Source organism: Pseudomonas sp. LAIL14HWK12:I10 (genome assembly GCF_900184205.1).
Lineage (GTDB): Bacteria > Pseudomonadota > Gammaproteobacteria > Pseudomonadales > Pseudomonadaceae > Aquipseudomonas > Aquipseudomonas kermanshahensis.
Window position 1 is genome coordinate 112,951 of sequence record NZ_FXWU01000003.1, and the last position, 13,483, is coordinate 126,433.

16 protein-coding genes are annotated in these 13,483 nt (G+C 63.3%); 5 read left to right on the forward strand and 11 right to left on the reverse strand.

The window, feature by feature from the left end; all coding sequences use genetic code 11:
• Nucleotides 1–43: 43 nt before the first annotated feature.
• The 4 genes from QOS90_RS07630 to QOS90_RS07645 are packed head-to-tail and all read left to right on the forward strand — an operon-like array spanning nucleotide 44 to nucleotide 2,402.
• The gene (locus tag QOS90_RS07630) at nucleotides 44–322 is read left to right on the forward strand and encodes a BufA1 family periplasmic bufferin-type metallophore (RefSeq protein ID WP_085273813.1); all 279 of its coding nucleotides are present in this window, start codon (nucleotides 44–46) and stop codon (nucleotides 320–322) included.
• A gap of 16 nt (nucleotides 323–338) precedes the next feature.
• The gene (gene bufB / locus QOS90_RS07635; RefSeq protein WP_085273814.1) at nucleotides 339–1,172 is read left to right on the forward strand and encodes an MNIO family bufferin maturase; all 834 of its coding nucleotides are present in this window, start codon (nucleotides 339–341) and stop codon (nucleotides 1,170–1,172) included.
• On the forward strand, nucleotides 1,169–1,924 hold the full coding sequence (locus tag QOS90_RS07640) for an HvfC/BufC N-terminal domain-containing protein (protein WP_085273815.1): 756 nt from the start codon (nucleotides 1,169–1,171) through the stop codon (nucleotides 1,922–1,924). The genes bufB and QOS90_RS07640 overlap by 4 nt, the downstream gene beginning before the upstream one ends.
• Before the next feature lie 10 nt (nucleotides 1,925–1,934).
• Entirely contained in the window at nucleotides 1,935–2,402 is a 468-nt protein-coding gene (locus QOS90_RS07645) for a DoxX family protein (protein WP_027596417.1), read from the forward strand.
• Between the two features lie 152 nt (nucleotides 2,403–2,554).
• Here QOS90_RS07645 and QOS90_RS07650 read toward each other — a convergent pair whose 3' ends face one another.
• From QOS90_RS07650 to QOS90_RS07670, 5 genes are all read right to left on the reverse strand, one after another.
• Nucleotides 2,555–3,085: a PqiC family protein gene (locus QOS90_RS07650; protein WP_027596416.1), complete on the reverse strand. Its 531-nt coding sequence runs from the start codon at nucleotides 3,083–3,085 to the stop codon at nucleotides 2,555–2,557.
• A 23-nt stretch (nucleotides 3,086–3,108) separates the two neighbouring features.
• Complete coding sequence (locus QOS90_RS07655) at nucleotides 3,109–4,749, reverse strand: PqiB family protein (RefSeq protein ID WP_085273816.1); 1,641 nt, start codon at nucleotides 4,747–4,749, stop codon at nucleotides 3,109–3,111.
• Entirely contained in the window at nucleotides 4,733–5,377 is a 645-nt protein-coding gene (locus QOS90_RS07660) for a paraquat-inducible protein A (protein WP_027596414.1), read from the reverse strand. The genes QOS90_RS07655 and QOS90_RS07660 overlap by 17 nt, the downstream gene beginning before the upstream one ends.
• Complete coding sequence (locus tag QOS90_RS07665) at nucleotides 5,374–5,970, reverse strand: paraquat-inducible protein A (protein ID WP_027596413.1); 597 nt, start codon at nucleotides 5,968–5,970, stop codon at nucleotides 5,374–5,376. The genes QOS90_RS07660 and QOS90_RS07665 overlap by 4 nt, the downstream gene beginning before the upstream one ends.
• 74 nt (nucleotides 5,971–6,044) lie before the next feature.
• Complete coding sequence (locus tag QOS90_RS07670; RefSeq protein ID WP_027596412.1) at nucleotides 6,045–6,269, reverse strand: hypothetical protein; 225 nt, start codon at nucleotides 6,267–6,269, stop codon at nucleotides 6,045–6,047.
• 232 nt (nucleotides 6,270–6,501) lie between these two features.
• Here QOS90_RS07670 and QOS90_RS07675 point away from each other — a divergent pair, with 232 nt between their 5' ends.
• Nucleotides 6,502–6,807: a hypothetical protein gene (locus tag QOS90_RS07675; protein ID WP_085273817.1), complete on the forward strand. Its 306-nt coding sequence runs from the start codon at nucleotides 6,502–6,504 to the stop codon at nucleotides 6,805–6,807.
• 36 nt (nucleotides 6,808–6,843) lie between these two features.
• Here the strand turns inward: QOS90_RS07675 and QOS90_RS07680 are convergent, their stop codons facing one another.
• From QOS90_RS07680 to QOS90_RS07705, 6 genes are all read right to left on the reverse strand, one after another.
• On the reverse strand, nucleotides 6,844–8,394 hold the full coding sequence (locus tag QOS90_RS07680) for a sensor histidine kinase (RefSeq protein WP_085273818.1): 1,551 nt from the start codon (nucleotides 8,392–8,394) through the stop codon (nucleotides 6,844–6,846).
• Nucleotides 8,395–8,925: 531 nt separating this feature from the next.
• Nucleotides 8,926–10,863 (reverse strand): PAS domain-containing hybrid sensor histidine kinase/response regulator, encoded by a 1,938-nt coding sequence (locus QOS90_RS07685; protein ID WP_085273819.1) that lies wholly within the window; start codon nucleotides 10,861–10,863, stop codon nucleotides 8,926–8,928.
• Nucleotides 10,853–11,719 (reverse strand): sensor histidine kinase, encoded by an 867-nt coding sequence (locus QOS90_RS07690; protein WP_027596408.1) that lies wholly within the window; start codon nucleotides 11,717–11,719, stop codon nucleotides 10,853–10,855. Before QOS90_RS07690 ends, QOS90_RS07685 begins: the two co-directional genes overlap by 11 nt.
• Nucleotides 11,712–12,728 (reverse strand): ATP-binding protein, encoded by a 1,017-nt coding sequence (locus QOS90_RS07695; protein WP_027596407.1) that lies wholly within the window; start codon nucleotides 12,726–12,728, stop codon nucleotides 11,712–11,714. Before QOS90_RS07695 ends, QOS90_RS07690 begins: the two co-directional genes overlap by 8 nt.
• The gene (locus QOS90_RS07700; protein ID WP_027596406.1) at nucleotides 12,719–13,123 is read right to left on the reverse strand and encodes an anti-sigma regulatory factor; all 405 of its coding nucleotides are present in this window, start codon (nucleotides 13,121–13,123) and stop codon (nucleotides 12,719–12,721) included. The genes QOS90_RS07695 and QOS90_RS07700 overlap by 10 nt, the downstream gene beginning before the upstream one ends.
• Entirely contained in the window at nucleotides 13,120–13,482 is a 363-nt protein-coding gene (locus QOS90_RS07705) for an STAS domain-containing protein (RefSeq protein WP_027596405.1), read from the reverse strand. Before QOS90_RS07705 ends, QOS90_RS07700 begins: the two co-directional genes overlap by 4 nt.
• Nucleotide 13,483: the final 1 nt, after the last annotated feature.

Consider the following 13,483-nt stretch of genomic DNA (forward strand, 5'->3'; position numbering starts at 1 on the left):
CCTTCGGTACAACACCCTGGCCCCATCCTCTGGAGACACTCTCATGAAAACCCTCGCCCTCGCCACCGCCGCCCTGGCCCTTACTTCAATGGCCAGTGTCGCCTTCGCCGGCACCACCGCCGGCACGGGTACCGCCATGGAAAAATGCTACGGCGTCGCCATGGCCGGCAAAAACGATTGCAAGGCCGGCGCTGGCACCACCTGCGCCGGCAGCGCGAAAAAGGACTACGACGGCATGCACTGGAAGAACGTCCCGGCCGGTACCTGCACGTCGATCAAGACCCCCAACGGCATGGGGTCGCTGACCCCGATCAAGTCCTGAGCAGAGGCCGCCGACCATGAACCGGAACTTACTCCTGGGCGCTGGGCTAGGGCTCAAGGCCGAGCACTATGCCCAGGCCCTGGCGTGCAACGCCGAAGGCCTGTGGTACGAGGTCCATCCGGAAAACTACATGGTCGGCGGCCCGCGCCTGGCCTGGCTGCAGCGCATGGCCGAGCGCCATCCGCTGTCGCTGCATGGCGTGGCACTGTCACTGGCAGCGGACGCCGAGCCGGATGCCGCCCACCTGCGCCGCTTGCGCACGCTGATCGACCAGGTAAAGCCGGCGCTGGTGTCCGAGCACCTGGCCTGGTCCACCTGGCGCGGCCAGTACCACCCCGACCTGCTGCCGTTTCCCCGCAGCCGCGAAGCGCTAACGCGCATCAGCGACAATATCCTGCGCACCCAGGAGGCACTGGGACGGTCAATCGCCCTGGAAAACCCCAGCCACTACCTGCAGGTGCAAGGGCATGACTGGGACGAGATCGATTTTCTCGACGAGCTGGTGCGCCGCACTGGGTGCACCCTGCTGCTGGACGTCAACAACGTGCATGTCAGCGCACACAACCTAGGTTTCGACGCCGCAGCCTATCTCGACCGCTTCCCTGCCCAGGCCATCAGCGAAGTGCACCTGGCCGGGCACAGCCACGACACGCAGGGCGCGCTTCTGATCGACTCGCACGATGCCGCGATTGCCGAACCTGTATGGGCGCTGTTTCGCCGCTTGATTGCGCGTATCGGCCCACGCCCGACGCTGATTGAGCGCGACGGCAACCTGCCGGCGTTCGATGACTTGCTTGGCGAACGCGGCATCGCCCAAACCACCCTCACGTCTTCGGGAGCCTTGCCATGAACATGCCCCTCGGCCAGTTCCAGGACGCCTTCATCGACGCGCTCTACCAGCGCCCTGCCCCGGCGCTGCAAAGCCTGACCGGGCAAGCGGCGTTCGCGGTCTACCGCAATACCGTGCTGGCCGGTTGCGTCGACGCGCTGCGGGCCAACTTCCCCAGCGTCGAGACCTTGGTCGGCGCCGATTGGATGCAGGAGGCCGCGACCGCCTACGCCCAGCAGTCCCCCCCGGACGATGCCCGGCTGATCCACTACGGTGCGGGCTTTGCGGCGTTTCTGGAACAGTTGCAGGCTAGCCATGGGCTGCCCTACCTGGCCGATGTGGCACGCCTGGACTTCTACTGGAGTGAAGCGTTCAGCGCTACCGAAGACCCTTGCCTGGCGCTCACCGACTTGGCTGGCATGACCGCCAGCGACTTGATGCACAGCTACCTGGCCCCACGCCAGAGCGTGCGCTGGCAGTGGTTCGATCCGCACCCGGTGCTCAGCCTGTGGCGCTGCAGCCGTGAAGGCCTGCCGTGGTCGGGCGCGCAACCGTGGGTGGCCGAAGGCGTGCTGCTCAGCGGCGGCCTCGACGGCGTCAGCCATCAGCCACTGGAAGCCGGTGGTTGCGCCTTTCTGGATGCCTGCGCGGCAGGCCATACGCTGGAAACCGCTTCGCAATGCGCCCAGCAACGCCAACCCGACCTGGACTTCGGCGACCTGCTCGGCCGACTGATGCAAGCCCGGGTCTTTCGCCCACTCTCATTCGGATGAAGGAATGGCCATGGACACCCTGCGCCCCACTGCCCCGGCAATCAGCCTGCGCCAACGCTGGAACAGCCTGGCCGAACGCCTGCAATTACTGCTCAACGACACCGTGCTGTGCCTGGTCGCGCGCCTGGGTATCGCCTCGGTGTTTTTCATGTCTGGCCGGACCAAGGTCGAGGGCCTTCTGAGCATCACGCCCAGTACCTATGAGTTGTTCCAGAGCGAGTATGCGCTGCCACTGGTCTCACCCTGGCTCGCGGCCCACCTGGCGACCTATGCCGAGCACCTGTTCCCGCTGCTGCTGGTGCTTGGCCTGTTTACGCGGCTTTCGGCGCTGGCCCTGCTGGGCATGACCACGGTGATCGAGGTGTTCGTCTACCCGGACGCCTGGCCTACGCACCTGTCCTGGGCGGGCCTGCTGCTGTTGCTGGTGGCCAAGGGCGCTGGCGCGCTGTCACTGGACCGCGTATTGCGGCTGCGCTGAACGCCGCCTGTTTAGGCTCTGTACGAAACGTTTTGTGGGAGCGGGCTTGCCCCGCGAATGGGGCTACGCGGTGTATGGCACCGGCTTCGCCGGTGTTCGCGGGGCAAGCCCGCTCCCACGTGCGTCAATGTTTAGAAATTGCGCAACAAAGCCTAAGATCTAGGGCAACCCGACACACTGGCACGCACGGCGCTGGCGAGCTTCTGCAGGTTGGCCTGCTGGGCGCCAACCAGGCTGCCGACGCTGTTTTGCGCGGGGGTCTGCACGGAGGTGCGGCAGGTCATCTCGTCCTGCCCAGGGCGCTTCAGCCGCCACACCGCCTCCAGCAGTGCGTACTGGCCAGGGACCGAGTCAAAGCGCTGCACATCCACCCTAAGCAGGGCGCGGGGCGTGCCGCCGACCGGCCCGCCTAGCTGGTCCTGCAAGGCGCTGCGGAACTCATCGACCAGGTTGGCGCCCCACCACTCGGTTTCCAGGATTACCAAGCTGCTCGTGCCCTGGCGGATCACCAACTGCGGGCGGTCCACCTGCGGCGGCATGCTGACCCGCTCGACCAGGATCTTCTCGCCCGCCGCGTGGCTGGGCTGCGCAGCGACCAACGTGTGGTAGTTATTGGGCGCGCTGCGACAGCCCGCGGTCAGCACCACCAGCGTGGCCAGCAACAGGGTAGGCAACGTGCGCATCGGCTCTCACTCCTTGGGCGTGGTCAGGGTTGCACGTCGTCCGCGCCTGCCGCTTTTGGCCGGCCGCGAATGAGCGATTCGGGATGACGGCCGAGGTAATCCGCCAGGTCCCTCAGCGAACGGGACATACGCTCCAGCTCCTGCAGCGTGTCACCGAGTTTTTCCCGCTGCGGCGAGTTCTCGGAGATCGCTGAATTGGCCGTGCGCAGGGTTTTCTGCAGTTCATCCAGTGTGGTCGTCAGCCCAGGCAGGGTTTGCCCATCGACGCGCTTGGCCGCGCTGCGCAGTTCGCGCAGCGTGCCGTCTAGATTTCCGGCAATGCTTTCGAGCGGCAGCTTGCCGATGCGCTCGACCACACCCTGCAACTGCTCCTGGAGTTTTTCCAGGCTGCCGGGCACGGTGGGGATGACGATCGGGTCGGCGCTCATGTCGAAGGCGACCTTCGGCGCCTCGGGGTAGAAGTCCAGCGAGATGTACATCTGCCCGGTGATCAGGTTGCCACTGCGCGCCTGGGCACGCAGGCCGTGCTCGACGAACGTGCCGATCAGTTGCCGGGCACCGGCGGCGTCGCCTTCGGTGTGCTTGAACACCTTGAGCATTTTCTGGTGCACCGGCCCCAGGCGTTTCGGGTAGATCGCCGCATCGACCACCACAGGGAAGATCTGTTTCTTCGGGTCGTAATCCAACGTAATCGACGTCACCCTGCCAAATTCAACCCCTTTGAACTCCACCGGCGCGCCCACCGTCAGCCCGCGCATCGACTGGTCGAAGCGCAGGCGCAAGTACTGCGGGCTGCCCGTTGGCGGTGCGAGGGCCGCATCGCGGTCGGCGAACAGCTCGAACGCCTGCTGGTCGGCGGCGGGCTCGGCTGCAACGGCATATTCGGGCGTGCCGAAGGCCAAGCCGCCCATAAGGATCGACGACAACGACTGCGTCTCGACCTTCAGCCCGTTGGCGCCAATCTGCATGTCGATGCCGCTGGCGTTCCAGAACCGCGTATCGAGGGTGACGAAGGCGTCGTAGGGGGCCTGCACGAAAACGTCGATGTCCACGCCCCTGCCATCGGACTGCAGCGCGTAGGACACCACCTCGCCCACCTGGATCCGGCGAAAATAGATCGATGAGCCGATATCCAGGGAGCCGAGGTCATTGGCGCTGATCACGAAGCGCTTGCCCTTCTCGCCATAGGTGATGGCCGGCGGTGATTCCAGGCCGACGAAGGTCTTCGCGGGCTTTTTCGACTCGCCGGCATCGGCGCCGATGAAACTGCCCGACAGCAAGGTGTCGACCCCAGATATGCCACCGGCGCCGATACGCGGGCGCACCACCCAGTAGCGGGCGCTTTCGGTGGCAAACGACTCCGCCTCTTTCGACAGCTCCACCTTGGCCACCACGCTCTTGTGGTCCGCCGCCAACTCCACCGAGGTGACTTCGCCGATCACCACGCTGCGGTAGCGCACCTGGGTCTTGTGCGCCACCAGCCCCTCGCCGCTGCGAAAGGAAATCGAGATCACTGGCCCCTGTTCCATCCAATTGCGCACCACCAGCGAGGCGCCCACCAGCAGTGCCAAAATCGGCACGATCCACACCAGCGAGACACTGAAGCGGCGTGTGCGTACCTGCGCTTGGCCGGGCCCAGCACGGTTCTCAGTCTCCAGCGCCATCGTGGTGCTCCCCGTGGTGTGGTTGGTCGTCCCAGATCAGGCGTGGGTCGAAGCTCATGGCCGAGAGCATGGTCAGTACCACCACCAGGCCGAAGAACAGGATGCCAGGCCGCGGCTCGATGGTGCCCAGCCCGCGCAGTTGCACCAGCGCGGCCACCAACGCCACCACCATGACGTCGAGCATCGACCAGTAGCCGATCAGCTCGACGAAGCGAAACAGTTGCGAACGCTGGCGGCGCGCCCACTGGCTGCGGCGCTGGGCAGTGAACAGCAGCAGGCCAAGGGACACGAACTTGATGCCCGGCACACCGATACTGGCGATAAAGATGATCAGGGCGATGTCCCAGGCGCCCGCCTCCCAGAACTCCAGCACCCCGCCAACGATGGTGCTGTCGCTGCCCTGGCCGAGCATCTCGGTGCGCATCACCGGCAGCGCATTGGCCGGCACGTAGAAGATCAGCGCGGCAAACAGAAATGCCCAGCCCCGGGCGATCGGGTTGGCCTTGCGCCGGTGCAGCGGCGCGCCGCAGCGGTCGCACTGGTGCAGGCCTTGGCGCAGGTCGCAGGCCTGGCCGCAGCCGTGGCACAGGCACAGGTGCAGTTGGTCGGCCAGCGCCGGGGCGCTCATACCTGCACCCACAAGTCGCGAATATCGCGGCCGGCAATGAAGATCATCAACACGCTCAACGCCGCCAGCGCGATCAGCCCAATCCCCGGGATCACCTCGAGCAGCCCCGCCAGCTTGATCACCGCCACCATGGCGCCCAGCAAGCACACCTCCAGCATGCTCCAGGGCCGCAACCCCTCCAGCGCCCGCATGCAGGCGGCAAAGCCCGGCGCGCGGCGCCTGCCCAGGGCAAACCCTAGCACCCAGCACAACAGGGCAATCTGCAACACCGGGGCGAAGATGATCGACAGCGCCAATACCAGGGCGATAAAGGTGATGCTGCCGTGGCTGAGGATCTGCACCGAATCCCACAAGGTGGCCGAATTGCTCAAGCCGCTCATGCTGATGGTCATCACCGGGTAGGCGTTGGCGAAGACCAGCAGTACCCCGCCGGTGATGCACAACGCCAGACGCTGCTGCACATTCAGTGGGTTGTGGCGATAAAGCACGCCGCCGCAGCGCTGGCAGCAGGCACTTTGATGACGGTGCAATGGCGTGCGCCGGTACACGGCGTCGCAGTACTCGCAAATGATTACATCATCCGCCTGGGCCATGCGTGCCCCCCGAATTGGCGCTTACCTGGCAGATAGCGTAGACAACGGGTCGGCAATCTGCTCAAGCACCTTGCTCAGGCGAAATTTGCTTGCTGGGGATCTTGGCAGCTATTACGCGCCGCACATTCGAACTCGGCTTCGGCGCGCGTCGAAAAGCTCAGGCTGAGGCGGACTTTTTCTTGCGTATCGTAAAGGTCATAGCCCTCCCCCAAGGCACTGGGAAAACCAATGCGCCGAGGGAAGATCTCTTTATGGCGAGGTACCGCGGGAACCACAACGAAGCGCATGTGCATAATCAGCCCTCTCCGGCAGTTCTTTAGTATTAGTCTGCATATGGGAAAGACTCAAGCTGGCTCATGCAAAGAATGTGGTTAAACCCAAAAAGCTTAGGATTATTGGAGCCATAAATACCGGGCCGGCGGTTGTTCAGGCGTTTTGTCAGAATCCCCAACAATAAATGCACCAGCCAAGATTGCCTCGAAGTCACAACTGAACACAGACCTTCCTGTGTGTGAACAGAGGTATGCAGTCATGGCGAACAATCAAGACTGGGGTGCAAACCAAGGCGGCAACGCCAATACCGGTGCCGGCGATGCCGGTCAGAAAGGCGGCCAAGGTGCCGGGGGCGACATGCCCGACAAACAGAAAGGCGGCCAGCAACCAGGACAGAAACCTGAAGACAAGATGAACAAGGACTGGGACCGCTCAACTGACACGGGGCGCCAAGGTGGGCAGCCCGGCACTGACCAAGCCAACCGCCAAGACCCCGCCGACAAGGGCCGCATGGGTGGCCAGGCCGACCAAGGGGATGCTCAGCAACGGGATGAAGACCGCTGATGCCTTTGGCCCCGGGGTGGCAATACGGCCCTGGGGCTAAAGTTTGAAACGCACATGGATCGTGCTTTTTGCTTGCGCACGGTCAACCGTGATCGCCTGGTTGCCATAACCCGAATAGCTTTTAACCAAGCGCATACCCAGGCCGGTACCCGTTGGTTTTGGGTAGGACTCCGGAAAACCCTCGCCCTCGTCGGTGACGGTGATCAGCGCATGATCCCCTTGGCCACTCACGCTGACTTCCACCGTGCCTTTGCCATACTTCAAGGCGTTGGTGATGAGTTCGGAAATCACCAAACCCAGTGGCGCCATCCGTTCGGCGGGTAGGATGAACGTGTCCGCGTTGAGCAAGATTCTGCGCTCGGCCAAGGCTTTGCCCAAATCCCCCAATAACGCCGCAAGGTAGTCACAGGCCCGCACGGCTTGGGCCTCGGCGTTCTGATAAAGGCGTTCATGCACGCTGGCGATAGTCAACACCCGAGTCGCCGCCGTCTCAAGCTGCAGCTTTACCGCTTCATCCTGGGCCATGTTTGCCTGCAGCAACAGCAACGTGTTGACCAGGTGCAGGCTGTTTTTGACCCGGTGATGGATTTCTTCCAGGTACAGGTCGCTTTTGCTCAGCTTGATGTTCTGCGCGTCGATCAACGACAGCAACTGGGCTTCATGATGACGTCGCTCGGTGATGTCGCGTGAAACAGCGATCATCTTTTGAAAGTCCCCTTGCTCGCCAAAAATCGGCGCAACCGTCACGTCCCACCACTTAGGCTCCTGTTGCTGGGTTGGGCAAAAAGCCTCGAACCGGGTCGACTCGCCGCCTGTGACTTTACTGATCGCTTCCAGCACCAGGTTTCGGGATTCGTCAGGCCATAGCTGCGGCCACGCCACACCGCGAACCTGGGCCAAGTCGCCGATGTGCATCAGGCACATGCCGGCATCGTTCATGAATTCTATGTCGCCGCTCGCGGACAGGATCTTCACGCAATCGGGGCTGGCGTTGAGCACGCTCTCCGAATAAGGGTCGGACGAATGCATCTCCGAGCTTGCAGAAATTCGCTCGACCGCCATGGAGATGACGTTGGAGATGCCCTCCAGGAACACCAGGTCGCTTTCGATGAAGTCTTCGCCATTGCTGCTGTCGGCTTCGAGCACGCCGAACGGGGCGGATGGCCCGCGAATGGGTACGTTGATCGCACGCTCGATGCCGTATTTTTTAAGCAGTGAGGGGGTTCTGAAGCGTTGCTCCTGGCCCAGGTGGTTGGACAGCACCGGCCGGTAGGTGGAAATGGCATAGCCTGCGGGGCTGGCGATGTCCCCGCCCACCGTGGCATGCCCGATGTCAGCTTCATCCCAACCCACACCATGGGACAGCAAAAACTCGTCGCTGTCCGCTATGGGCGTGAGCACCTTGGCGAATGGCGTCTCCATGCCCTTGGCCACGACATCGCACGCCAGCGTCAGCAGCGCATCCAGGTTAGACGACTTCAGTGACATGACGCCGTACTCGACGACCAGTTCGTGCTGCCGCCGCAGCCTGGCATGCGACTTCTGCAGCGCGGCGCGAATGGTTTCGTCGGGAGATTGATGCTGCATGGGGACTATTTCCAGAAACGAGATAAAGATGCACGCTGAAGCGCTTTCGCCAGTGCGTCAGCACTGTGGTTTACACCGCGCATTGCCCTGATGCAACAACGAAATCAGTCTAACCCCGCCGCTCATGCACGCCGAACACATGGCAGGTCATCTGTTCAACTCACCAAGATGGCCTGATGGTGTTCGATAGAGGGTATGGATACCTCCTCTCGGCGGGCGGCAAGCCACGCCCGCATGCGCTCAGTATCGAAAATCTGACCCTCCTCCATCATCACTAGAATGAGTGATTGAGACATTCTGTAACACCCGCATTGCGAGCAGCGTCGCTCTTCCCACCCGAGCGGGCATTCGACGGAATCAGCATGTCCAGCGCAAATCAGACAACTCATGAAGCCCCCTTATGCTCTTTTTGGCGTGGGAAGTTGTTTACAGGTCGACAGGATGGGTCGCATAACGGTTAAGCATGAGATTTTCATGCCAACTTTAAATTCCCTTTATGTCATGACCGCGCATCGAGGTGTTCGACTTGTGCTAGCCAAGGTTAAGCCGCACCTTGTCGAGCAGATCACCGATCTGGAACGGTTTGATCAACAGGTCCATCCCAGTGTCCAGAAACGCCTGCCGATCCAGCGCGGTCTCGGCATAACCGGTCATGAACAAAACCGGCAGCCCTGGGCGGTAAGTACGCGCCATGTCGGCCAGTTCGCGGCCACTCATGCCCGGCAGCCCGACATCGGTCAGCAACAACTCGATGTCGGCATCTTCGCGCAGGTGGTCCAGCGCTTGCTCGATGGTTTCGGCCAGGGTGCAGCGATAACCCGCGTCAGCAAGCACTTCTGCCACCGACAGGCGCACAGAGGCCATGTCTTCGACCACCAGCACATGCTCGCCAGCGCCGCGCTGGTCCAATTGTGGCACCTGTGCCTCACAGGTGACCTGGTGGCTGCTGGCCGGCAACATCAACGTCACCTCGGTCCCCTGCCCTGGCACGCTGCAGATCGACACATGCCCACCCGACTGGCGGGCGAAGCCATAGATGGTCGATAGCCCAAGCCCGGTCCCTTGGCCTACCGGCTTGGTGGTGAAGAACGGGTCGAACACCCGCTCCAGCACCTCCGGTTCGATGCCGCCGCCATCATCGCGCACGCTCACCGCCACATAGGGGCCGTCCTGCAGGTAAGGGTTGCCATGCGACCAGCTCGCCGCGGTGTTGACCCAGATATGCCCGCCTTTGGCCAGGGCATCGCGGGCGTTGATCACCAGGTTGAGCACCGCGCTCTCTAGCTGGATCGGGTCGACCAGGGCGATGGTCGGCTCGCTGGAAAGCTCCAATACCAGCACGATCCGTTCGCCGATAGTGCGGGTGATCAGCTCTTCCAGCGAGCGCACGCGCTCGTTGATGTCCACCGGGCGGGTGTCCAGCGGCTGCTGACGGGCAAATGCCAGCAGCCGGTGGGTCAGCGAAGCGGCGCTCATGGCTGAACTGAGCGCGGCGTCTGCGTAACTCGGGATCTTTTCCAGACGGTTCTGCGCCACCCGTTTGCGGATCAGCTCCAGGCTGGTGATGATGCCGGTCAGCAGGTTGTTGAAATCGTGGGCGATCCCTCCTGTCAGGCTGCCCAAAGCGTCCATCTTTTGTAACTGCAGCAGTTGCGCCTCGGTCTGCGCCCGCTGGGCCATTTCTCGCGCCAGCTGGGTGTTGGCGTCATCCAGGCGTGCCAGGTGCGAGCGTTCGCGGTGGCGGTGTTCGGTGACGTCCTCGACGAACACCAGGCAGAACCCTGGCGCTCGGTAGGGCGAAAGCTGCCACTCGGTGTCCCGTGGCTGGCCGTGCACGCTCATGCCCAGCGTGCCACGCCAGCGCTGGCCAGCGGCCAGGTGCTGGCGCAAGGCGGCGATAGCGGTTTGCTGACCGTCGACAAAGCACTCCTGCAGCGCCTTGGGGTTACGGTTGTCTTGGGTCAGCTGGGCGAATGCATGGTTGCACTCATGCACCTTGAGCTCGGCATCGAGCACGGCGATGGGTGCCGAGACATTGGTGAAAATTTCCCGAAAGTTGGCCTCGCTTGCACGCAGCGCCCGCTCGGTATCGCGCACCCGCATCAGGGTCCGCAGGGTCGCCACCAGCACATCCGGGTCCACTGGATGCACCAAGTAAGCGTCGGCACCGGCGTCGAGCCCGGTAATGATGTCACCGGTCTGGATCGACGCCGCCGACACGTGAATCACCGGCAGCAGTGCAGTCTCAGGGTCCGCGCGCAGCAACCGGACGATATCGAAACCGCTCATGTCCGGCAGGTTGACGTCGAGGATCAGCCCGTCTATCTGCTCGCTGCCGATCATGGCCAGCCCTTCGCCACCGGTGCCCGCCTCCAGCACCTGGTAGCCATGCTGGGCCAGGCGGCGACGCAGCGCATAACGCGTGGCGACGTTGTCGTCGACAATTAGCAGGCGAATGTCAGGGTTCATCAACGCTCTCCTGGGCCAGCGCCAGCGGGATGACGACAAAGAACGACGACCCTTCGCCCGGCACACTGTCCACCCCTACTTCACCGCCCAGCAAGGCCGCGAAGCGCTTGCACAGTGACAAGCCGAGGCCAGTGCCGCGCAGGCGTTTCTGCAGCGGCGAGTCGATTTGGGCGAAGTCTTCGAACAGCCCGCCCAGCAGCTCAGGTGCGATGCCGATGCCCGTGTCGGTCACAGCAAAACGAATCTGGTCGTTGCCCTGCAAGTGCGCCGACACCCGCACTTCGCCACGGGTGGTGAACTTCAGCGCGTTGGAGATGAAGTTGCGCAGGATCTGCGCCAGCTTCTTGTCATCGGTATACATCTTCGGCAGCCCGTGTGGCTCTTCGAAGATGAGGTCTACCGAGCCCATGTCGACGATCGGGCGGAACATCCCGCGCAAGGCAGCGAACAGGTCGAGCATGTCGAACCAGGCCGGCGAAATGGTGATGCGACCGGCTTCGATCTTGGCCAGGTCGAGCAAGTCGTCGACCATGTCGCTGAGTTCGCGCGTGGCGTTGCTGACGAAGGCCACCTGCAATTGCTGCTCCTTGCTCAGCGGCCCGTCCACTTCGTCGGCCAACAGGCTAGTGATGCTCAGGATCGAGCCCAGCGGCGTGCGGAACTCGTGGCTCATGTAGGACAGGAAGCGGCTTTTAAGGTCCGACGCCTGGCGCAACTGTTCGGCCTGGGTATCGAGCTCGGCATACAGCGCCAGCACACCCTGGTTGGTTTCTTCCAGCTCAGCGCGCAGGGCTTGGTTTTCGGCTTGCAGGTGTGCCATGCAGGCAGCCTGCTCGGCCCGGTTGTCGTCAGGCATGCACCGTCTCCAGATCGAGGACCAGCACGGTCACATCGTCCCGCCCACGGCAGAAGTCGCGGTGCAATACCGCCGCGATCACGGCCGGGTGGCGAAGCACGAGGCCCGGGTAAGCTTGAAGGTTCCAACGGGACTGTAGGCCGTCACTGAACATGATCAACAGGTTTCCCCTCACGTGAGCGTAGTCGAACACTTGCCCCTTGCGGTACTGCCCTCCAACGATGCCGGGGTGCGAGGCCAGGCCCCGCGGGCGTTCGCCGCCGACCAGGGTGGCGCCGATGTTGCCGATACCGATGAACGCCACACTGTCACGCGCGCCCTCGTACTGGGCAATCGCGACGGCCCCGCCGCGCGTGCCGGCCATGGCCTGGTGCAGCTCGCCCAGCAGCTGCTGGGGCGCGCTGAAGGGGCTTTGGGCAAAAGCCTGCGCGCCCGCCTTGGCGGCGCGTTCCGCTTCTTCGCCATGGCCCAGGCCGTCGATCAACAAGGCACTCACGCGCTGCTCGCCGAGGGTCACGTGCCACGTATCGCCACAGGCTGGGTCGTCATGCAATGAATGCTGGCTGACGCCCAGGCGAATGTCCTTGGGCGTGCCGTCTTGTTTATAGACCCGCGCCAGTACCACTGCGCCTTGTGCGTCTGTGTGCACATCGAACACCTGTGCCAGACGGCTCACAGCGCCCAGGCCGATACCTTGGGTGCCCCCGGTGGAATAGCCATCGACCAGGCAGTTGGCCAGGTCGAAGCCATGGCCGCGGTCCACCGCCAGCAACTCGATGCCAGGCTGGTCGCCATGGGCAAGCACGCGCAGGTGCAGTTCGCCGCGTGCGGCGTGCTTGAGCACATTGCTGGCAAGTTCGGTGGCGACGAGGGCTGCCCGGCCTGCATCAGCGGCGTCGAAGCCCTGCTGTTCGGCAAGTTTCTGCACCACACGTCGGGCGTGCCCGACCTGGCTGGCATCGTCGAGGCGCAGCACCTGGGTCAGGCTTGCGCTCAGGCTCATATCCATCGGGTGATCATTACCCGGGTACCTTGCCCGGGCGCGGTGTCCAGCTCGAATTCGTCGACCAGGCGTCGTGCGCCGGTCAGGCCAAGGCCCAGGCCGCCGCCCGAGGTCCAGCCATCGGTCAGGGCCAGTTTGATGTCGGCAATGCCCGGCCCTTCGTCACGGAACACCAGGCGTACGCCGACGCGGCCGGCCTCTTCGATGACCTCCCAGTCCATGTCACCGCCCCCGCCGTACACCACCGTGTTGCGGGCCAGTTCACTGACGGCGGTGACCAGTTTGGTCAAGTCGACCAGGCGCATGCCGCAATCGCTGGCGATTTTTCGCGTCAATTGGCGGGCCAGCACCACGTCCTGCTCGATGCGTACCGGCTGGCTGCCACGCTCACGAAGGCTCATGAGTGGCCTACCCGCTTGCGCAACAGGTGCATGCCGCGGTCGACATTGAGCGCAGTGCTGACACCCGGCAGTGTCAGCCCTAACTCCACCAGGGTGATCGCCACCGCTGGCTGCATGCCGACCAGCACGGTCTCGGCATCCATGATGCGCGACAGCCCCGAGATAGTGGCAATCATGCGGCCGATGAACGAGTCGACCATGTCCAGTGCCGAGATGTCGATCAGCACGCCACGGGCCGAGGTGTGTTCGATGCGATCGGTCAGGTCGTCCTGCAGGCGCAGCGCCAGTTGGTCATGCATATCGACCTGGATGGTCACCAGCAGGAATTCGCCCATTTGCAAGATGGGGATTCGTTCCATG